Origin of the sequence: Asticcacaulis solisilvae, from assembly GCF_017875235.1 — a bacterium.
Taxonomy (GTDB): Bacteria; Pseudomonadota; Alphaproteobacteria; order Caulobacterales; family Caulobacteraceae; genus Asticcacaulis; species Asticcacaulis solisilvae_A.
This window is the reverse complement of sequence record NZ_JAGGMI010000017.1, coordinates 63,134-83,129: the sequence shown is the minus strand read 5'-3', so window position 1 is coordinate 83,129 and position 19,996 is coordinate 63,134. Positions and strand designations below refer to the sequence as shown.

Annotated in this window: 16 protein-coding genes; 11 read left to right on the top strand and 5 right to left on the bottom strand. The window is 63.1% G+C overall.

From position 1 onward, the window contains the following. Nucleotides 1–4: 4 nt before the first annotated feature. Both J2X24_RS20365 and J2X24_RS20360 read right to left on the bottom strand, forming a co-directional pair. Nucleotides 5–991, bottom strand: a complete 987-nt coding sequence (locus tag J2X24_RS20365) for a hypothetical protein (RefSeq protein ID WP_209725557.1) — start codon at nt 989–991, stop codon at nt 5–7. Nucleotides 992–1,110: 119 nt separating this feature from the next. Further along, a complete protein-coding gene (locus J2X24_RS20360; RefSeq protein ID WP_209725555.1) occupies nt 1,111–1,593 on the bottom strand; it encodes a hypothetical protein in 483 nt (160 codons plus the stop codon). A gap of 291 nt (nt 1,594–1,884) precedes the next feature. Here J2X24_RS20360 and J2X24_RS20355 point away from each other — a divergent pair, with 291 nt between their 5' ends. Both J2X24_RS20355 and J2X24_RS20350 read left to right on the top strand, forming a co-directional pair. Next, nucleotides 1,885–4,746: a GAF domain-containing protein gene (locus tag J2X24_RS20355; protein ID WP_209725553.1), complete on the top strand. Its 2,862-nt coding sequence runs from the start codon at nt 1,885–1,887 to the stop codon at nt 4,744–4,746. Continuing rightward, nucleotides 4,743–5,462: a response regulator gene (locus J2X24_RS20350; RefSeq protein WP_209725551.1), complete on the top strand. Its 720-nt coding sequence runs from the start codon at nt 4,743–4,745 to the stop codon at nt 5,460–5,462. The genes J2X24_RS20355 and J2X24_RS20350 overlap by 4 nt, the downstream gene beginning before the upstream one ends. A gap of 24 nt (nt 5,463–5,486) precedes the next feature. Here J2X24_RS20350 and J2X24_RS20345 read toward each other — a convergent pair whose 3' ends face one another. After that, the gene (locus J2X24_RS20345) at nt 5,487–6,893 is read right to left on the bottom strand and encodes an alkaline phosphatase (protein WP_209725534.1); all 1,407 of its coding nucleotides are present in this window, start codon (nt 6,891–6,893) and stop codon (nt 5,487–5,489) included. A 435-nt stretch (nt 6,894–7,328) separates the two neighbouring features. On the opposite strand from J2X24_RS20345, the gene J2X24_RS20335 reads away from it, so the two are divergent. The 8 genes from J2X24_RS20335 to J2X24_RS20300 all read left to right on the top strand — a co-directional run bounded on the left by J2X24_RS20335 (nt 7,329) and on the right by J2X24_RS20300 (nt 15,532). Next, the gene (locus J2X24_RS20335; RefSeq protein WP_209725532.1) at nt 7,329–7,640 is read left to right on the top strand and encodes a DUF5690 family protein; all 312 of its coding nucleotides are present in this window, start codon (nt 7,329–7,331) and stop codon (nt 7,638–7,640) included. A 182-nt stretch (nt 7,641–7,822) separates the two neighbouring features. Then, nucleotides 7,823–8,923, top strand: coding sequence for an ABC transporter ATP-binding protein (locus J2X24_RS20330; protein WP_209725530.1), 1,101 nt, complete (start codon nt 7,823–7,825; stop codon nt 8,921–8,923). Continuing rightward, the gene (locus tag J2X24_RS20325) at nt 8,920–9,786 is read left to right on the top strand and encodes a carbohydrate ABC transporter permease (protein WP_209725528.1); all 867 of its coding nucleotides are present in this window, start codon (nt 8,920–8,922) and stop codon (nt 9,784–9,786) included. The genes J2X24_RS20330 and J2X24_RS20325 overlap by 4 nt, the downstream gene beginning before the upstream one ends. Then, nucleotides 9,783–10,640: a carbohydrate ABC transporter permease gene (locus J2X24_RS20320; protein WP_209725526.1), complete on the top strand. Its 858-nt coding sequence runs from the start codon at nt 9,783–9,785 to the stop codon at nt 10,638–10,640. The genes J2X24_RS20325 and J2X24_RS20320 overlap by 4 nt, the downstream gene beginning before the upstream one ends. Then, nucleotides 10,637–11,950, top strand: a complete 1,314-nt coding sequence (locus J2X24_RS20315; protein WP_209725525.1) for an extracellular solute-binding protein — start codon at nt 10,637–10,639, stop codon at nt 11,948–11,950. Before J2X24_RS20320 ends, J2X24_RS20315 begins: the two co-directional genes overlap by 4 nt. Before the next feature lie 83 nt (nt 11,951–12,033). After that, nucleotides 12,034–13,170, top strand: a complete 1,137-nt coding sequence (locus J2X24_RS20310) for an aldose epimerase family protein (protein ID WP_209725524.1) — start codon at nt 12,034–12,036, stop codon at nt 13,168–13,170. Nucleotides 13,171–13,178: 8 nt separating this feature from the next. Then, nucleotides 13,179–14,372 carry a glycoside hydrolase 5 family protein gene (locus J2X24_RS20305; protein ID WP_209725522.1) on the top strand — a complete coding sequence of 398 codons (1,194 nt, stop codon included), beginning with the start codon at nt 13,179–13,181 and terminating at the stop codon, nt 14,370–14,372. Continuing rightward, nucleotides 14,369–15,532 carry a glycoside hydrolase 5 family protein gene (locus J2X24_RS20300; RefSeq protein WP_209725520.1) on the top strand — a complete coding sequence of 388 codons (1,164 nt, stop codon included), beginning with the start codon at nt 14,369–14,371 and terminating at the stop codon, nt 15,530–15,532. Before J2X24_RS20305 ends, J2X24_RS20300 begins: the two co-directional genes overlap by 4 nt. Before the next feature lie 357 nt (nt 15,533–15,889). Here J2X24_RS20300 and J2X24_RS20295 read toward each other — a convergent pair whose 3' ends face one another. Beyond that, nucleotides 15,890–17,395, bottom strand: a complete 1,506-nt coding sequence (locus J2X24_RS20295) for a tryptophan halogenase family protein (RefSeq protein WP_209725519.1) — start codon at nt 17,393–17,395, stop codon at nt 15,890–15,892. 209 nt (nt 17,396–17,604) lie between these two features. Between J2X24_RS20295 and J2X24_RS20290 the strand changes: the two genes are divergently transcribed. Beyond that, nucleotides 17,605–18,600 (top strand): glycoside hydrolase family 43 protein, encoded by a 996-nt coding sequence (locus tag J2X24_RS20290; protein ID WP_209725518.1) that lies wholly within the window; start codon nt 17,605–17,607, stop codon nt 18,598–18,600. Here the strand turns inward: J2X24_RS20290 and J2X24_RS20285 are convergent, their stop codons facing one another. Then, complete coding sequence (locus tag J2X24_RS20285) at nt 18,601–19,743, bottom strand: sialidase family protein (protein ID WP_209725516.1); 1,143 nt, start codon at nt 19,741–19,743, stop codon at nt 18,601–18,603. It lies immediately after the preceding gene. Nucleotides 19,744–19,996 lie beyond the last annotated feature (253 nt).

The following is a 19,996-nucleotide window of genomic DNA, read 5'->3' as shown; positions in this document are numbered from 1 at the left end:
TGCCCTAGTCGAGAAGTGCGGCTATGGCATCGAGATCAAGGGCGCCCGCGGCGTCCCGTAGCCGGGGCTCCAGCCGCTTGTGGCCGTCACGGCCTTCGACCGGCACTTCAATGGTAATCATCTGCACGGTTCCCGCGCCCTGTCCGCGCTGGAAATAGTCGGTGTTCAGCCGGACGTAGAAGGATGCGTCGGCTTCATTGCAATCGCCGAAAACCTGGCTGAGGCGCGAACTGGCGCAGGCGGGCGCCGTGCCTTCCTCAGCAGTCAGGCTGGCCTTGGTGGCGAACAGCTTTTCCTGGTAGGCCTTGGCCCTGGGGTTCGTCGGCGGGCCGAACTCGGCCTGTGACTTGGCTTCGGCATCGAGCAGAGACTGGAGGTACTCCGCCTTGCTGACGGGCACATAAGGCATCTTTCCCGGCTTGGCGATCAGCACGACGTCGCGCAGGCCGACACGGAAAACCGGATAACCCTGCTGGCTGATCCGCATCAGGGGCAGGGTGAGGAAGTCGTCGGCATCCGGGTCCGAGAAAACATTGGCGTAGAGCGCCGTAAGGTCATTGATGCCGATATGGAGGCTGGGGCCTTCCAGCCGGCCCATATAGGCGCCCTTGGCATCCGGCTTTGGATTGGCGCTTAGGTCGATGTCCTGGGCAATCATCACCACCTTGCCACGCGCCGGATGCCAGCCATAGCCCGTCAGCGGCGCATCGACCTTAAGCGACCGCGTCAGGCTGAAGCCGCGCGGGTCCTTGAGCGCCGGCGTTTGCAGGACCTGGTCGATGACGGCTGAAACCTTCATGGTCAGACGTTTTGTTTCGGCGGCGAGCATGCCGGGGTGCGTGACCTGGACGGCCAGTGGCGTGACACGACCCCTGGCGGCCGCGGACGCCGGATCCTGGGACGGGGGTGCGGCGGCGTCGGCCGCGCCGGCATGCAGGATCGACGACGAGAAGATTATGAGCGCCAGACGGACGGACGGGGATGTGCGCATGATGAGGTTTCGCTTTTGTGGCGCCGCGCGCGGCGGCTCTGACCTCCGGCTATCAGCCCCGGCCGTCGCACGTGCATCGGAGCGGCGGAAACCTTGCAACAGTTGTCACAGCGCCCGCGTCAGTCTTCGCGCAGCCAGACATAGAGCCGCCGGCTGTCCGGCGCGCGCGCGACTCCCAGGGGCGTCAGGGTGGCGATGACCGGAAAATGCCCCCAGCCGTTGATGAGCCTCTCGTGGCCGGCGTCGATCACCAGGCGGCCTCCCGGCAGTATCCGTTCGCCCAGCCTGGCCATAAGCCCGGCATCGGGGGGATTGCCGACCTCATCCAGCGACCAGACCGCGCCGTCGAAAGGTTCGTCGCCTGCGCTTGCGCTGACGCTGATCGCACACCCTTGCGCGGTCAGTCCCCAGCCATAGGCCATGGTCGACCGGTCGCAGCAGATTAGCCGCGCCCCGCATCGCGGTTGCAGCCGACCGAGCAGGAAGCCGACCGCTTCGGAGCTGGCGCGGGTGTGAGACGACTGGATGAAGGATTGGAACAGCACCGCGAACCGCGCCTGGACGGCGCCTTCGGGTTGTGAGGAATCGTCGCTGGAACTCATGACCGGGGCACTGGAGGAAGGGAATGCCCACTCTAGATTAGCTCGCCGCCACAGGTGCGCCGTGCGGCGCATAACTGTGCAACAATTGTATCAGGGCGTCCGGCTGCTGTCACAACTGTTGCAATTCGCCGGGGCGGGCGACGCATCTGTGACGGCGGCATGGCGTACAGTCGGCGAATTGCGAGGGGATATCGGAAGGGGCGGAAGCGTTGAAACGGCGAGAAGCGTGGTGTAATTTGCCCTTTTGTCCATTCACCAGAGTTCCGCTTGCCGCCCGTCCAGAGTACTGTCATGCCCGTTGAAAGCGCCTTCGAGGCCCTGGCCGGGCATATGCCGGGTTTGCATTGGATCGCAGGACCCGACGGCGCCCCGTCCTGGCTGAGCCGCGACTGGGAAGAGCCGGCGGGCCTTTCGTGCGATGCCGTGATCGCCCAGGGATGGCAGGCCGTTTTCGATTCGGACGTGGTGGCGCGGCTCATGGGGCCGAATGATGCACCGTATGAGCTGACGGCCCGGCCGAACCAGCGGGGCGTCGACCTAAATCTCCACCTTCGCCCGATCCGCGACGCGGGCGGCGACATCCGCGGCTGGGCGGGCTGGGCCGAGGTGGCCGGGCGCGGGACCTCCCTGCAACTGAGTGACCGCCTGCGTCACGAATCCGACCCGGCTGTCATCATGGCCATCGCCAACCGGACCCTGGGCGAACATCTGGGCGCGCTGCGCGTCGGTTACGGCGAGATCGATGCCGCCGAACGCTTTCTGGTCCTGAAGGAAGACTGGACCAACGGCGTCGAAAGCAATGCCGGCGCCCTGCCGCTTGCCTCCTTTGGTCCGGATATCGTCGCGGAAAACCGGGCGGGGCGCGCCTTCATATCGCCTGACGTTTGCGCCGACCCAAGGATCGGACCGGACTTTGTCACCGCCTTCACGCGTTGGGGCGTGCGTGGCCTGGTCGCCGTGCCGCTCATCAAACACGGACGTTTCACCGCCATACTGTCAGTGCAGTCCGACCGTCCGCGCCAATGGTCCGAAGTGGATATCCGCACCATAGAAGAGGTTGCCGAACGCACCTGGGAGGCGCTTGAGCGGGCGCGGGCCGAGGCGCGGCTGCGCGACACGCAGACGCGGCAAGCGTTTTTGCTCAGCCTGGGCGACCGGTTGCGCCGCGAGAGCGATGCCAACACCATCCTGCGCGACGCCGTGGCCATGCTGGGGCGGCATCTCGAAACCGGGCGGGTCGGCTATGCCGAACTCAGCGTTCCGGCCGATACGCTCGATGTCGAGGTCGAATGGTGCGACGTCTTGGGCTCGATTATCGGCACCTATCCGCTGATGAGCTTCGGGCGCAACAATATCGCGGCGCTGGCGCGGGGTGAGACGGTCGTCATGGACGATACCGATGCCAGTCCCCACGTCGACGACGATAACCGTCCCGCCATGGACGCCATGGGGATCCGTGCCGCCATCACCGTGCCGCTGCTCCGCCGCAACGAACTTTCGGCCGTCCTGTCCGTCCATCACCCTGAGCCGCGCGTCTGGAGCGAAAGCGAAATCCGGCTGGTCGAGGAGGTCGCCGAACGGACCTGGGCGACGCTTGAACGCGCCAATGCCGAGGCAAGCCTGCGCAAGAGTGAGGAGCGCCTGCGCATGGCATTGGAGGGCGCGGAACTGGGGACGTGGGACTACGACCTCAACACGCTGGAAGGTTGGTGGTCGCCGCGCACCTGCGAAATCTTCGGTATTCCGTACACGGGCTATGTAGAGCCCGAACTGCGCTTCACCCTGGTCCATCCCGACGACATGGAGCGCTACCTCAGGGAGGTCGACGAGGCGGTCTATGCCGGCCGTCCATTCTCGATCGAATACCGCATCATCCGCCCGGACAAGCAGGTGCGCTGGGTCGTGCTGCGCGGGGTGGTCCATTTCGACAACGATGGCAAGCCGGCACGATCCAACGGCATCAGCATCGATGTCACCGACCGCAAGCTGGCCGAGGAGCGCCTGAACGAAAGCCAGGCGCAGTTGGAACGGTCACGTGAGGCGCTGTATCAGTCCGAAAAAATGATGGCCCTGGGCAGCCTGCTGGCCGGGGTCGCCCACGAACTGAACAACCCGCTGGCCGTGGTCGTCGCGCACGCCACCATGCTGGAGGAAGAGGCAGAGGGCACGCCGCACGCCTCCGACGCCACCAAGATACGCACCGCCGCGGAAAGATGCGCGCGCATCGTGCAGAGCTTCCTGGCCATGGCCCGGCAGAAGCCGCCCGAGCGGCGCGCGACCGACGCCAACGCACTGGTCGTCTCGGCGCTCGACCTTGCCGACTACAGCCTGCGCACCGCCGGCGTGGAAGTGCGCACCGACCTCGAGCCGGATCTGCCGGCCTTGCGCGTCGATTCCGACCAGTTGCACCAGGTCCTGAGCAACCTGATCGTCAATGCCCAGCAGGCCATGTTGGAACGCGACGGCCAGAGGCAGCTCCGCATCGTGTCGCGTCATATGGGCGACGCGGTCGAAATCGAGATCGCCGACACGGGGGCGGGCGTTCCGCTGCACCTGCAACGCCGGATCTTCGAGCCCTTCTTCACAACCAAGCCCCAGGGCGCCGGTACAGGCATCGGCCTGTCCTATTCGATGGGGGTTGTCGAGGCGCACGGGGGGACGCTCAGCCTGGCCGAAACCTCCTCCAACGGTTCGTGTTTCCGGTTGCGTCTCCCGGTGAATCCGTCGCCGGACCGCGAAAGCGCGGATGCGGCGGTCCGTTCGCGGCCGGCGCCGGCCCGCCGGGGCCTTGCCCTGGTCATCGATGACGAGACGACGCTGGCCGAGGTCCTGGCCCGGATGCTGCGCAGCGAGGGCTATGAGGTGACGGTCGCGGAGTCCGGCCGGGAAGCCCAGGACATCCTGTCGGGCCGTGACGTCGACCTGATCCTGTCCGACCTGCGGATGCCCGGTATGGACGGTCCCGCCTTCTTCACTTGGCTGCAGCGCGAGCGGCCGCATCTCGCCGGTCGGATCGTCTTCGTGACCGGTGACACGCTCGGTATCGAAGCTGTGCGTTTCCTGGCCCGCGCCGGCCGCCCGTTCATTGAAAAGCCCTTCACCCGCGCCTCGGTGAAGAACCTGCTCGCCGAGCTTCAGGAGACACGCCGATGAGCGCCGACCCGCATATTGTCGTTGTCGACGACGAGGAAGACCTGCGTTCGGTCGTCGCCCGCTACCTCGTCAAGAACGGCTATCACGTCAGCGAGGCGGAGGGCGGCGAGGCGCTGCGCGCAATTATGGCCGAACGGCCGGTCGATCTGGTACTGCTCGACATCAACATGCCGCGCGAGGACGGCTTGTCGATCGCCAGACACCTGCGGGGGCTTGGCCCGATCGGCATCATCATGCTGACCGGCGCGGCGGACCCGATCGACCGCGTCATCGGCCTTGAAATCGGCGCCGACGACTATATCGCCAAGCCCTTCGATATGCGCGAAATGCTGGCGCGGGTGCGGGCGGTCCTGCGCCGCGCCGCGCGTGAAGACGCTCCGGCCGCGACCATGGGCGAGGAGGTGCGCATCGGCCTCTGCTCCTATAATGTAGGCACGCGCAGGCTCTATACCTCCGGAGGCGCGCAGGTGTCGCTGACGGCGCTGGAAACCGACCTGCTGCATATCTTCGCGTCGAACCCCAACAAGGTCCTGAGCCGCGACCAGATACTGGACCTGGCCGGCGATCCCGAGATGGAACCGTTCAGCCGTTCGGTGGATACGCGCATCGGGCGCCTGCGCAAAAAGGTCGAACGCGACCCGAACCACCCTGAAGCCATCCGCACAGTGCATGGCCAGGGCTACATGCTGGTGCCGGGCGCATCGACGCGCCGTTGATAGCCACGCGGCATATCCGCCAAATCAGCGCCTCGATGTCGCGAATCGCATGACTTCGTAAATAAAACTCGATTCCACCGTGCCGGTCAGCAGGTGGGCGTAGGGGCCTGACGCATAGACGGCGACGTCCTCGCCAGCGTGCTGGGCGCTCGACATCGGCGTCAGGGCGGGCTGACGGAAGTCGGGCGACAGGGCTTCGTCCTCAGTCGGCGCAGGCGCGCCGGCCGGCCGGAAGCCGGGGCCGGTGGCGTAGCTGAGCGTCAGGCGCGGGCGTCCGTCCTTGTCAGGTTCGTTTACGCCGTGCTTGCGCGCCAGACCCAGGATCGGTTCTTCGCGTGTCGATCCGGCATTGATCGTCAGGCCATGGCTGTGGTCGGCGGTGACGATGATCAGGGTGTCGGCCGCATCGGTCATCTCCAGCGCCGCCTTGACCGCCTTGTCGAGTTGATCGACATCAGCGAGCGCGCGATAGGCGTTGTTGTCGTGGTGCCACTTGTCGATCGCGGCGGATTCGACCAGCAGGAAGAAGCCGTCGTCGTTACGTTCAAGGACACTGATGGCCTTGCGTGTCATCTCTTCGAGCGTCGGCGTGGCGCCCTGGCCCTTGTGGTCGACGACCGACGGCAGGTCGCCGTCGGCGAACAGTCCCAGCAGCTTTCGCGTCTGGCCGGTGTCGACGGCCATAAGCGCCGTCCTGTCGGTGACGACCGTGGCGCCGGGTTGCGCACGCCATTCCGCCGTCAGGTCGCGATCCGCACGCCGTCCACCCTCTGCCTTTGTGACGAAACGGGCGCGATCGCCGCCTAAAGCCACGTCGAGGCGCAAGCGCTCGGGCGCTTCGACCAGTTGCCGGGCCAGGTCCACGCAACCGGCCTGGGTGGCGGCCGCGGGCAGTTCTGTGTCCGAGCGCCAGCCGCGCGATGGCACGTGGCCATAGGCGCCCGCCGGTGTCGCGTCGGTCAGGCCGGCCGTGGTGACGATACCCGTCGCCTTACCTTCAGATTTAAGCTGTTCGGTGATGGTTGGCACGCGCGCCTTGATCGCTGAGGCGCAGTCGTTGCTCCGGACCGTGGCGTCGACGCCGATGGCGGCATTGATCGTCTTGACGCCGGTGGTGATGGCCGAGATGCCGTTGGCTGAATCGGTGACGAACTTGTCGGCCGAATAGGTCTTCGACAGTCCGGTATAGGGCAGGGCTTCGAAGCTCAGGCGATAGGAGGCGCCGTCTTCTCCGCGCGCTTGGCCGGCAAAGATGCGGCCGGCGGTCACGGAGCCTATTCCCATGCCGTCGCCGATGAACAGGATGACATTGCGCGCCCGCTTCGTGTTCGGGGCGCGGTCGAGGGCGGCCTGGAGCTGCGGCGAAATCGTGGTCTCAGCCAACACAGGTGACGCGCACAAGAGCGAAAGACAGACGAGCAGCGATTTCATTGTGACCCCTTGACAATAAAACCTGCCGGCCGTGGTGAACTGGCCGGCAGGTGCAAAACAAATCCGATAAGCGATCTGGCTAGAACTTGCCGCGCACGCCGATCGACAGCGTGCGGCCGTTATAGGTGTAGCCGCCGAACTGGCCGTTCTGGGCGAACTGCCACTGGGCCTCGTTGGTGAGGTTCTGCGCCTCGACCACCAGGGGCAGCTGGTCATTGAGCTTGTAGGTGACATTGCCGTCCAGCGAGCCATAGGCCTTGTCGTTGAGGCTGGCAAGGCCGCCGGTCCCGACCGAAGCCAGGACGTCGTCGACCTAGGGTTGGCATGATTTTAAGTGGAAACATCATACCGATCTAAGTTTTTGTTTTGTCGCGATATTTAAGGCGAAAACCCAAAAAAAGCATCTTGGCACTTTTCGCCATATCGCTCTAGGGAGTGCCGCCCGTATGGTGGATCATCGTGCTGGGGGCGGGGATCTACCTCGCCTATGCGCCGTTCAACGGCCTTTTGTTCGAACGTTTCATGGCGTGCACGGGCTCGATCGGCACGGCGGGCTTTCTCATCTATGTCGCCGACGCCTCAGGCTATGCCGGTTCGGTCGCGCCGCTGCTGGTAAAGAGTCTTCTCGACCTGTCGCTCGACTGGTCGGGCTGCCTGGCGGTGGCCCGCATTGCCTCCTTCTTGACCGGCATGGGTGTCATGATATTCGCCTTCCAATATTTCCGGAAGCGGTTCACGACGCGGTAGCAGCCGACCATGACGCGGGAAGGTCGCGCCGGCATTTTGCCGAACCTGTATCCGGCTGGACCATGGCACGGTTTGATGCGAAACCGTTTACATCCGATCGGATTGCTTTATTCTGAACGCTATAACCGGTAACAAATGCCGGACGGGCGCAAAAAGTCGCCCATGGGGTGAAGCACAACGACATGCCGTCCGCACCGGCCCTCGAGTTCCGTAATGTCGCCAAGGTCTTCGATGGGCTAAGGCTGTTTGACGACCTGTCATTCGGCATCGGCAAGGGCGAGTTCTTTGTTATTCTTGGGCCTTCGGGTTGCGGCAAGACCACGCTGCTGCGGCTGATTGCTGGCCTCGAAAGCGTCGATGGCGGCGATATCCTGCTGCATGGCGCGCCGATCCACAATGTGGCGCCCGGGGATCGCGGCGTCGCCATGGTCTTTCAGGACTATGCCCTCTATCCGCATATGAGCGTGGCCGATAACCTGGCGTTCGGTCTGCGCAATGCGCGCGTGCCCGCCGACGAGATCAGCCGCCGCATCAACGATGCTGCCCGTGCCCTGGCCATCGAGCCGTTTCTGGACCGTAAGCCCGGCAAGCTGTCCGGTGGCCAGCAGCAACGCGTGGCGTTGGCGCGAGCCCTGGTCCGCCGGCCCGACCTGCTGTTGATGGACGAACCGCTATCGAGCCTCGATCCGGCCCTGCGGCTGCGCACCCGGCGCGAACTGGCGCATATCAGCAAGACGCTGGCGGCCACCACGGTTATGGTGACCCACGACCAAGTCGAGGCCATGACCCTGGCGTCGCGCATCATGGTGATGCACGAGCACCGCATCCAGCAGATCGGCACGCCGCTCGAAATCTTCATGCGGCCGGCCAATGTCTTTGTTGCCCAGTTTGTCGGCGCCACGCCGATGAACGTGCTGGCGGGGAATTTGCGCCAGACTGCGAGGGGGAAGGCCGGTTTCGACCTCGATGGCACGCTGATCGCGACGGCCATCAAACACCCCGGGCTGCCGGAAAGCCCGTCGTGGCGGCTGGGCCTGCGCGCCGAGGACATTACCCTGACCGCACCCGATGCCGGTCAAATCCGCGCCACGGTTGGTTTTGTCGAGCGGCTGGGCGAGCAGTCCTGGGTCCACGTCGTGCTGGGCGACGGCCGCGAGGTCGTGGCGACCCAGACGGGCGTCAGCCAATACAGCGACGGCGATGCGGTCGGCCTGTCGTTTGACGGCGCCCGCGCCCACCTGTTCGACGCCGATGGCATGGCTTACCACGCGGACGTGTCATGACCGAGCGGCGCGGCTGGACACATCTGCTGTTCGTCCTGCCCTTTCTGGCAGTCTATCTGTGGCTGTTGGTCTATCCGCTGCTGACCGGCGTGTCGCTGAGCCTGCACCGCGCCAACCTGTTCGGCGGCGCGACGTTTATCGGTCTGGAAAACTATACACGCCTGTTCCGTGACGCCACCTTCCGTCAGGCGCTTGGCAATACCGTCCTGTTTGTCGCCCTGTGCGTGCCTGTGCTGGTGACGGTGGCGCTGGCTTTGGCGCTGGCGCTTAACAGGGCAGGGCGGTTTGCCGCGGCCTTGCGCAGCATCGTCTTTGCTTCTTCGGTGCTGTCGGTGACGGTCATGACCATCGTCTGGCGCCAGGTCCTGACCGTCGATGGGGGTCTGCTCAGTCACGTCGCGCAAGGTGTCGGCGCGCGGCCGCTCGCCTTCCTGAGCGACCCGCATCTGGTCCTGCCCAGCCTGGTGCTGATCACCGTCTGGTGGAGCCTCGGCCTGCCGATGATCCTCTTCCTGTCGGCGCTCCAGCAGATCCCGCGCTCGGTCTATGAAGCGGCGGCGCTGGACCGCGCCACGCCATGGTCGGTGTTTCGCCACGTCACCCTGCCGGCCTTGACGCCGGCCCTGCTGCTGGTCATCGCCTATGAGTGTGCCTTACAGTTCCAGCTCTTCGGCCAGCCGCAACTGCTGACCCAGGGCGGGCCGAACGGTGCCTCGCGGCCGATGGTACTCTATATCTATGAGACCGGCTTCAACCACTGGGACGTCGGCTATGCGGCGGCCGCGTCGCAGATACTGTTCGCCCTGATCCTGGTCGTCGCCCTGGTGCCGCAACTGGCGCGCCGGCTGTGGGGGCGGGCATGAGCGCGGTTGCCATAGCGCCCATCAATACACGCGGCCGCCAGACCTGGGCGTGGCTGCGGCTGGCATTTTGCGCTAGCATGCTGGCCTTCGTCCTGCTGCCGCTTTTGTGGGCGGTCTACCTGTCGTTCCGGCCCAATGTCGAGCTGATGCGCCACGCGCCGCTAAAGCTCACCGGCCCCTATACACTCGACAACTATATCGAGCTGTTCCGTAACGCGACTCTGTTCCGCTGGTTCTTCAATTCAATGGTTGTGTCGGGGGCTTCGGTTGCCGGTGTGCTGGTGCTGTCGTCACTGGCGGGCTTTGCCTTTGGCAGGTTGCAGTTCCCCGGCCGCAACTGGCTCTATGCGCTGGTCCTTATGGGACTGGCGATTCCGGATCAGTCGGTCATCCTGACGCGCCACCAGATTTTCAGCGACCTGCACTGGCACAACTCTTACCTGGCGCTAATCCTGCCCGGCCTGTCGGCTCCGTTGGGTGTCTTCCTGATGACCGAGGCGTTTCGCGCCCTGCCGAAAAGCCTCGAAGATGCCGCCAGACTGGATGGCGCCTCTACGTTCAGCACCTTCTGGCACATCCTGCTGCCGCAGACCGTGCCGGCCCTGGCCAGCCTCGCCATATACACATTCCTTTTATCGTGGAACGACTACTGGTGGCCGCTGATTTCGGCGACGCGTCCGGCCATGTTCACCCTGACCGAGGGCATGGCCGCCGCCCAGAGCAACTATATCGAAGTCACCGGCATGGGCGTTCTGACGGCCCAGGCGGTCGTCGCCGGTCTGCCGGTCCTGATCATCTACATCCTGTTCCAGAAGCATATCGTCGGGGCCGTCACCGGCATGGTGAAGCTGTGAGGGCGTGGGCGGCACTCCTGTGCGCGCTTGTGGCGCTCGGCGGATGCGAGAAGCCCGATCCGCGCCCCAGCATCACCGTGCAGCGCATCTTCGGCGATTGCCGTGCTCACGTGCCCAAGTTCGGCAAGGCGACGCTCAATCCGAACGGTGAATGTGAGATCATAACCGAACTGCTCGACCGCTTTGAGGCTGAAAACCCCGACATTCGCCTGAATATCAATACGGTCGCCTGGCCGGGCTATAACCAGCTGTCGGCGCAACTGGCGGCGGATGATGCGCCCGACCTGGTGACCATGCATATGGCGGTCATTCCCGACTACCAGACCCACGGCCTGCTGATGCCGATGGGGCAGGGGCTGGCAAAAGCAGGCGTTGCGCCCGATGCCTTTACACCGGCGGCGCGGCGGGCGGTGACCATCAATAACGAAGTCTACGGCCTGCCGTTCGATACGTGGACGCAGCTGTTCCACATCAATATGAACCTGTTTGGTCAGGCAGGCCTGGTACGCAACGGTGAGCCCATCCTGCCGCGCAATGCCCAGGAACTGCTGACGCAGGCACGCCAGTTTCACAAGGCGACCGGCAAGCCCTATTTCGTCCAGTCGATCGTCAACGAGAAGGCGGCCTATGCCCGCAACCTCTATACCTACCTGCTGGCGCAGAACGAGATCGTCTTTCCTGAGCCGAATCGCATCCGCGTCAACACGTCAAAAGCGCGTGAGATCGTCGCCCTGTTTCGCCAGATCTATGCCGAAGACCTGACGACGCGCGATCAGGACTATGCCGCCGCCACGACCGCCTTCATCAATGGCGAGGGCGGAGTTTATATCGTTGGCACGTGGATGATCGGCACGTTTGATACTGAAGCCGCGCTAGCTGGCCGGCCGCTCTATCACGGCTATCGCGTCAAGCCCTATCCGCGTTTGTTTGGGCAGGTGGATCCCGCCTTTGTCGACGGCCACGCCTGGGTCATGCCGCGCAAAAAGCGGACGCCGGCACAGGAAGCCGCAACCTATCGGCTGTTGAAATTCCTGAGCCAGCACGAGGCCGAATGGACGCGATCGGGCCACCTGTCGTCGATGCAGGCCGTAGCAGACGATCCAAAGTGGCGTGCCGGCCCGCATCGCCGCGACCTGGTTGCCATCACCAATTACGGCCAGGGCCTGCCGACCGATGTCCAGCGCCAGTTCGCCATCCAGGAAATGCTGAGCGACGAACTGGCCGCCGCCATCACCGGCCTGAAGCCGATCGATGAGGCCCTGGGAGACGCTGAAACGCGGATCAACGACATGTTGGCCAATCTGTCCTGAGGCCGCTTTTACCGGTTGACCGGCGATTTTAGCTGTGCCAATTAATTATCTTATAAATCGGATAAATAATCAGGGATGGGTTTATGTCGTTGTCTGCCTTATGGGCGCTCCCCGCTTTTGCGCTGTCTTTAATTGCCGTTTCCGCCGCCGCGGGTGAGGCCAGCCGCGCCCCGTTCGGCACGCTGGCCGACGGTGGCGCGGTCGAGGCCATTACGCTGCGCAACGGCAAGGGCACGTCGGCGACGGTCCTCACCTATGGCGCCAGCCTCCAGGCCCTGATCACCGCCGATCGCAATGGCAAGCCGGCCGATATTACGCTCGGTCACGCCACGCTCGACGACTACATCAAGACGCCGCAGTATTTCGGCGCGACGGTCGGCCGCTTCGCCAACCGCCTGGCCAAGGGCAAGTTCACCGTCGACGGCAAGGCGTATGAGACGCCGGTCAATAATGGCGTCAATTCGTTGCACGGAGGCACCAAGGGCTTCGACAAGGTCAACTGGTCGGTGGTCAAGGTGTCGAGCGGGGCCGAAGCCAGCGTCGAGCTGGAATACATCAGCCCGGACGGCGACATGGGTTATCCCGGCCAGATGACGGTGCGCGCGGTGTATGCGCTGAACGACGCCAACGAGCTGACCATCCGCTACACCGCCAAGACGACGAAAACGACCATCGTCAACATCACCAACCACGCCTACTGGAACCTGGGCGGTGAGGGCGGCAACCGCTCGATCAATGAGCACAAACTCACATTGCTGGCCGATGCCTACCTGCCGACCGATTCGGGCGCCATCCCGACCGGCGAAGTGCGCAAGGTCGAAGGCACGGTCTTCGACTTCCGCACGCCCACAGCCATCGGCGCCCGCGTCCGCGATGCCTCCGACACCCAGATCGTCTACGGCCGCGGCTATGACCACAACTGGGTCGCCAGCCTGGAGGCCACCGCCAAACCACGCCTGATGGCCGTGGTCGAGGACGAGGTCTCGGGCCGCAAGCTGGAGCTGTCGTCGGACCAGCCGGGTATCCAGTTCTATTCCGGCAACTTCCTCGACGGCACGACTTCGGGTAAGGCCCGTGGCATCTACCGCGAAGGCGATGCCTTCGTGCTGGAGCCGCAGCGTTTCCCCGACACGCCCAATCAACAGGGCTTCGGTTCGGCGGTCCTGAAACCCGGCGAGACCTATTCGAACACGCTTATCTATCGCTTCAGCGCCAAATAGGACCCGCCATGAAATCTCTGCATCTACTTCTCGTGGCCTCGGCGCTGGCACTCGCGCCCGGCCTTGCTTCGGCTGAAACGAAACAGTGGACGCCGCAACAGGCCAATGCCTGGTACGCCAAGCATCGCTGGCTGGTCGGCGCCAACTATCTCAACGCCTCGGCGATTAATCAGCTGGAAATGTGGCAGGCCGATACCTTCAATCCGGAAGAGATCGACCGCGAACTGGGCTATGCCGAAGACCTGGGCATGAACACCATGCGCGTCTTCCTGCACGACCAGCTGTGGCAACAGGACCCCGAAGGCTTCAAGAAGCGCATCGACACCTTCCTGACCCTGTCGGCCAAGCACGGCATCAAGCCGATGTTCGTCCTGTTCGATTCGTGCTGGGACCCGTATCCGCGCCTCGGCAAGCAGCCGGCGCCGATCCCCGGCGTGCACAATTCTGGCTGGGTGCAAAGCCCCGGCGCCATCGGCCTGCGTGAAGAGAATACGCCGAACCTCAAGGCCTATGTCGAAGGCGTCGTCGGCGCCTTTGCGAAGGACGAGCGCATCCTGGCCTGGGACGTGTGGAACGAACCCGACAACCGCGACGGCGTGACCTATGACTGGACATATGCCGGCGGCAGCAAAGACGGTGGCCGCAGCGACCAGGACACCAAGGTTGCCAATGTCAATCGCCTGCTGCCCCAGGTTTTCGCCTGGGTGCGCTCGCAGGACCCGGTGCAACCCCTGACGTCTGGCGTATGGATCACCAGCCACGACTGGTCCCCGACGGGCAAGCACAGTGCGACCGAGGCCATCCAGCTTTTGCAGTCTGATGTTATCAGCTTCCATTCCTATGAATGGCCAGAAGGCTTCGAGACGCGCATCAAGATGCTTCAGGGCTATGGCCGGCCGCTGATTGTGACCGAATACATGGCGCGCGGCAACGGCTCGACCTTCGACAGCTCGCTGCCGATCGCCGCGAAGCACAATGTCGGCATGATCAACTGGGGCTTTGTACTGGGCAAGAGTCAGACCAACATGCCGTGGGATTCCTGGCAGCGCCCCTACACCAAAAATCCGCCGACCCTGTGGTTCCACGACATCGTCTATGCCGACGGCAAACCGTACCGCAAGGCAGAGACCGATCAGATCAGATCCATGACCGCAGAGGCGGCCGCGAAATTCAAGACACAAACGAAAAAGGCAAAGCAATGAAACCGATGAAGTTTTTCCTGATCGGCAGCGGTCTGGCGCTGGTCCTGGCCAGCCAGGCGATGACGATGGCCCACGCCGAGACCCAACAATGGACGCCGGCGCAGGCCCACGCCTGGTACGGCAAGCAGCGCTGGCTGGTCGGCAGCAACTATCTGAACGCCTCGGCGATCAACCAGTTCGAGATGTTCCAGGCCGACACCTTCAATCCTGAGGAAATCGACCGCGAACTGGGCTGGGCTGAAAACCTCGGCATGAACACCATGCGCGTCTATCTGCACGATCAGCTGTGGGCGCAGGACCCTGAGGGCTTCAAGAAGCGTATCGACACCTTCCTGACGATCGCCCAGAAGCACAAGATCAAGCCGATGTTCGTCCTGTTCGACTCGTGCTGGGACCCAAACCCGGTGCTGGGCAAGCAGCACGCGCCCATCCCCGGCACGCACAATTCTGGCTGGGTCCAGAGCCCGGGCAATGCCGGCCTGATGGATGAAGCCGGCTGGCCGAAGTACGAATCCTACGTCAAGGGCATCGTCGGGGCGTTTGCCAAGGACGACCGCATCCTGGCCTGGGACGTGTGGAACGAGCCCGACAACCGCGGCGGCGGCAATTACAAGCAGCTGGACGAACAGGTGAAGATCGCCCAGGTCGCCAAGCTGCTGCCGCAGGTCTTTGCCTGGGCACGCACGCAGGACCCGAAGCAGCCTCTGACTTCGGGCGTCTGGCACAACGACAACTGGGATGTGATCGACAAGCTTAATGCTGTCGAGCAGGTCCAGCTGTCGCAGTCCGACGTCATCACCTTCCATAACTATGAGTGGCCGGAAAGCCTGGAAGCGCGCATCAAGTCGCTGCAGGTCTATGGCCGCCCGATGATCCTGACCGAGTACATGGCGCGTGGTAACGGCTCGACCTTCGACTCGGCCCTGCCGATCGCCCGCAAGTACAATGTCGGCGTCATCAACTGGGGCTTCGTGCTGGGCAAGAGCCAGACCAACATGCCGTGGGATTCGTGGGAGCGCCCGTACACGGCCAACCCGCCGACGCTGTGGTTCCACGATATCTTCCACCTTGATGGCAAGCCTTACCGCAAGGCCGAGACCGACCAGATCAAGGCCATGACGGCGGAGGCCGAAAAGGCTTTTGCGGCGAAAAAGAAGTAAGATACGGGCCGGGAAGGGAAACCTTCCCGGTCTTTCTTTATTTAGGTCGATATGGCTTTAGTCGTAATAGACTGTGCTCCTCTTGCCTCCCCAAATCCAATAGATTTGGGGAGGGGGACCGCACGAGTGAGCGATAGCGAATGAGATGTGGTGGTGGGGCATTGGGGAGCGCTCCACGCCAACCTGATTTTCAGATCGTACAGCCAAAAAGTCGACTGTAGTATGATAAAGCAAGCAAGACTCCCCCACCACCACATCTCACTCGACATTGCTTCCAGCAATGCCTCGCTCGTGCGGTCCCCCTCCCCAAATCTATTGGATTTGGGGAGGCAAAAATACCTCCGCTTCGACCAAACATCACCCTCTGGCGGAGGACATGCCGGCGCGGGTGATGAAATCCTGATGTCCCGGCAGGCTTTCGGCGGCGCTTTCGATCACCGAGCGGAACTTTGCCAGCCAGGCGGTGCCGTCAGCCGTCCGGTGTTTGGCCAGCGGATCGATACGTTCGGGAAAGTTCATCTGGCCGATATGCACCGCCAGCCAGGACGGATGGCCGAACAGGTCCAGTTCGCGCGGCACGATCTTGCCGTAGCGTCTGAACAGGTGGATGGCTTCGCTTAAGGAATCCGGAATGTCCATGTTGGCACAGTACCGCCATAGCGGGGAATCGTCGCGTTCCGTCAACTTGTAATGCAGGACGATAAAGTCGCGGATGCGCTCGAACTCGATGCGGGTCTGGCGATTGAACTCATCGCTCAGCACCGGATCGAAATCGCGGTCGGGGAAGAGCGTCAGCAACTTGGCGATGCCCGACTGGATCAGATAGAGGCTGGTCGATTCCAGCGGCTCCATGAAACCGCTCGACAGGCCGATGGCCACGACATTGCGGTTCCAGAACAGGTTGCGCCGGCCGGTGGTGAAACGCAAAGGCCGCGGATCGGCCAGGGCCTCACCATCAAGATTGTCCATCAGGACGGCAGCTGCCTCTTCGTCGCTGATGAACGGGCTGGCATAGACGTGGCCATTGCCGGTGCGGTGCTGAAGCGGAATGCGCCATTGCCAGCCGGCGGTATGCGCGGTTGAGCGCGTATAGGGCGTGAAGTCGGCGGTCGAAGCGCACGGCACGGCCAGCGCCCGGTCGCACGGCAGCCAGTGCGTCCAGTCCTGATAGCCGGTCTTCAACGCGCCTTCGATCAGCATGCCGCGAAAGCCCGAGCAGTCGATGAACAGGTCGCCTTTGAACGATCGGCCGTCATTGAGCGTGACGCTTTCGACAAAACCGCTTTCGGCATTGAGCGCGACGTCGATGATCTTGCCTTCCTGTCGCTGGACGCCCTTGGCTTCGGCATAGCGGCGCAGCAGGGCGGCATAAAGGCCGGCGTCGAAATGGTAGGCATAGTCGTAGGTCGACAGCACATGGCGCGGATCCTGGGACGGCGGCGCGAATTTGTTGCGTTTTGCGGCCGACCACGCCATGCAGTAGTCGTCGAGGCCGGTGGCCTGCCCCGCCTCATAGGCCGCCTGCCAGTAGTCGTGGACGCCGACCATGTCGAAGTTGCGCCCGAAGCTGCCGAAAGGGTGGAAATAGGAATGCCCAAGCTTGCCCCAGTTGACGAACTGTATGCCGAGCTTGAAGGACCCTTGCGTAGCGCGGACAAATTCGGCTTCGTCGATGCCCAGCGTCTGGTTGAAGCGCAGTATGGGCGGAATGGTCGCTTCGCCGACGCCGACCGTGCCGATTTCCTCGGACTCGATCAGGGTGATGGTGCAGTTTGCCTGCAGGGCATTGCTGAGGGCCGCGGCGACCATCCAGCCGGCCGAGCCGCCGCCGGCGATGACAATATTGCGGATATGGCGATCCATGCGTTATCTCCCCGCGCAAGTCTCTCGCTTGCCTATGCTAATGGGCTAACACCCGCCGCCAATCATGACAATTGATTTATATGATAATAGTGATAAATCTGATCAAAACCAGATTTGTCGCGCCGGACGGTTGTATGTGCAAGGATTTGCGTGATCTAAGCACAGCAGGCTCCGGGCTGTCGACAGCGAAAACATAGGGCGGACCTTTCATGCATGTCTCGACGAAATCCCGTGCCGGAGCCATTGCGGCGGCTGTGCTGGCCTGCCTGGTGGGAACGGCTGTGGCGCAGCCTGTCCAGCGCCAGCCGGTGCTGGATGTCAATTTTCCGGATCCGCATGTCGTGGCCGTGAAGAACGGCCTGGTCGCCTATGCCACCAATGGCAATATCGGCAACAAGCACCTTAATGTGCAGTTTTCGCGCTCGGCCGATGGCCTGACCTGGAGCGCGCCGGTTGATGCCATGCCGCGCACGCCGTCATGGGCGCGGCGCCACGGATCGGACATCTGGGCGCCGGAAGTCATGAAGATCGGCGATAAATACGTCATGTATTTCAGCGCCCGCCACGCCCGTCTGCGGCGCCCGGACGGCCTGACCCTGTGCGTCGGTGTGGCGGTGGCAGATAAGCCTGAAGGGCCGTTTGACCCGCAGCCCGAACCGCTGACCTGCGGTGGCAATATCGGCGCAATCGACGCCAGCCCCTTCCGCGACGGCGAGGACCTGTGGCTCTACGTCAAGACCGATGGCAATTGCTGCGGCGTGCCGACCGCCTTTATCGCCCAGCGCCTGAGCGCCGATGGCCTGACGTTCACGGGAGAGCCGCAGGTCATGGCCGGGGTCACCAATGACCAGCCGTGGGAAGGCAAGGTTGTCGAGGCGCCGACGATGATCAAGCGCGGCCCGATCTACTGGCTGTTCTACGCCGCCAATGACTACAGCAACGAGCACTATGCGACGGGTTACGCCATGTGCAAGACGCCCGCAGGCCCGTGCCTCGATGCCAGGGAAAACCCGATCCTGAAAAGCGAAGCGGGCAATCCGCCGCTGACTGGGCCTGGCCACCAGAGCCTGTTCGAGATCGAGGGCGATATGTGGATGGCTTATCACGGCTGGCTGGGTAGCGATAAGGACCACAACCGTCGCCGCGCCATGTATATCGACCTGATCGACTGGAGCACCGGCAAGCCGGTGGTTGTGGCCAGATAATTAAGGGAGCGGGGCAGTGCCGGCGCTCACCCGGCACTTTCCGTCGACATAGTCCGACGCTACGGCCAGCAAGGTTTTGCCATCCTGCGATGGCAAGAGCGGCGTCGAATAGTTCTGGCAGACATTGCCGTCTGCCGGGATATTGCGCACATCGACCGGCGCGGGCAGGGCACGCCACGGGCCATTGCCTGTGCCGCTGGCGTCTATAAACACGGTCGCGCCGGTCTCCGCCTGATGCTTTCCGTCCTTATAGACGCGCTGGCCGGTCACAACGAGCCGATCCGGATTGCGCGCCAGGGCGACGGTCGGTGTGGCCCGGAGCGTCAGCCCTTCCGGCGTCGTGAGGAAGGTGCCGACATCTGCCGGGTTGCCCCAGTCGATGCCATCTTCAGAGCTACGGGTATAGACGTCGCAATTGTGCTTCGGGCCGCAGATTTCGTAGATCATGAAATAGCGCCCGTCATTGAGCTTCGTGACGACCGGCATGCCGGGGCGGTCGGCAGGTGGCGCCAGCTTGACGATGGCTTTCGGCGCCGACCAGTGGATGCCGTCCGAAGACACGGATTGCTGCAGGATCTGCGAATGGCCGGGCACGGTTTCATCCGAAAACAGGCAGGCCAACTTTCCATCTTTTGTAATCAGGAACTCGACCTCCCACAGCCCGCCGCCCTTGCGGTTGACCGGCGCGGTGTAGCAGTTGGACAGGTACGTCCAGGTCTTGCCCTGATCGGTGCTGCTATGGATTTTTAGCTGCATCGGCGCGGTCTCGATGCCTTGCCCGACGGAGCTGGCATAGAGGAGTGTCCCGGCTTTCAGATTGCCGATGGCGATGGGTAATGCATACAGGCCACCGCAGCATAGTCCGGTGTTGAAGTCCGGATCGCGGACTTCGCCCGTCTTGGTGAAGGTCGCGCCGTCATCGTCGCTGCGGAAGATATCGGCGTGGGTGCCATTGTCGAAGGCGGTGACGCTGGCGACCACGGGAGATTGCGGGCCATCCCCTGCGCGCACGACACGGGGATACATGCCTGTGGAGCTGCCCAGCGGCCCGGCGAGGGCGGACATCGGAAGGGTCGCGCAGGCCAGCAAAAGGGCTGTGACATAGAATTTGCGGCGGGTCTGATTTGAAGCTGTCATCATCATGGGGCCTTCCTGTCTGTCCATTCTGTGCCGACGTGCGTCTGCGTCAAGCGTCATCAACGGGAATCATGGCTCACAGCTGTCGCCATTGCCAATTAAAAAGTACGATAAATATGAAGTCAGGTGGCTGTGCGAGTGAGGGCTAAAGTGGCGTTGATGGAGCTTATTGACAGTAAGTGGCGTTTATTACATTGATTTTAAATGATAATTTTAATTGTATCATAATTGCATCGGCTGGAAATTTCCCGATATCAGG

Excerpts from the sequence above, each read along its gene's own strand:
- J2X24_RS20365 (WP_209725557.1), bottom strand. The coding sequence starts at position 991 with ATGCGCACATCCCCGTCCGTCCGTCTGGCGCTCATAATCTTCTCGTCG.
- J2X24_RS20360 (WP_209725555.1), bottom strand. The coding sequence starts at position 1,593 with ATGAGTTCCAGCGACGATTCCTCACAACCCGAAGGCGCCGTCCAGGCG.
- J2X24_RS20355 (WP_209725553.1), top strand. The coding sequence starts at position 1,885 with ATGCCCGTTGAAAGCGCCTTCGAGGCCCTGGCCGGGCATATGCCGGGT.
- J2X24_RS20350 (WP_209725551.1), top strand. The coding sequence starts at position 4,743 with ATGAGCGCCGACCCGCATATTGTCGTTGTCGACGACGAGGAAGACCTG.
- J2X24_RS20345 (WP_209725534.1), bottom strand. The coding sequence starts at position 6,893 with ATGAAATCGCTGCTCGTCTGTCTTTCGCTCTTGTGCGCGTCACCTGTG.
- J2X24_RS20330 (WP_209725530.1), top strand. The coding sequence starts at position 7,823 with ATGCCGTCCGCACCGGCCCTCGAGTTCCGTAATGTCGCCAAGGTCTTC.
- J2X24_RS20325 (WP_209725528.1), top strand. The coding sequence starts at position 8,920 with ATGACCGAGCGGCGCGGCTGGACACATCTGCTGTTCGTCCTGCCCTTT.
- J2X24_RS20320 (WP_209725526.1), top strand. The coding sequence starts at position 9,783 with ATGAGCGCGGTTGCCATAGCGCCCATCAATACACGCGGCCGCCAGACC.
- J2X24_RS20310 (WP_209725524.1), top strand. The coding sequence starts at position 12,034 with ATGTCGTTGTCTGCCTTATGGGCGCTCCCCGCTTTTGCGCTGTCTTTA.
- J2X24_RS20305 (WP_209725522.1), top strand. The coding sequence starts at position 13,179 with ATGAAATCTCTGCATCTACTTCTCGTGGCCTCGGCGCTGGCACTCGCG.
- J2X24_RS20300 (WP_209725520.1), top strand. The coding sequence starts at position 14,369 with ATGAAACCGATGAAGTTTTTCCTGATCGGCAGCGGTCTGGCGCTGGTC.
- J2X24_RS20295 (WP_209725519.1), bottom strand. The coding sequence starts at position 17,395 with ATGGATCGCCATATCCGCAATATTGTCATCGCCGGCGGCGGCTCGGCC.
- J2X24_RS20290 (WP_209725518.1), top strand. The coding sequence starts at position 17,605 with ATGCATGTCTCGACGAAATCCCGTGCCGGAGCCATTGCGGCGGCTGTG.
- J2X24_RS20285 (WP_209725516.1), bottom strand. The coding sequence starts at position 19,743 with ATGATGATGACAGCTTCAAATCAGACCCGCCGCAAATTCTATGTCACA.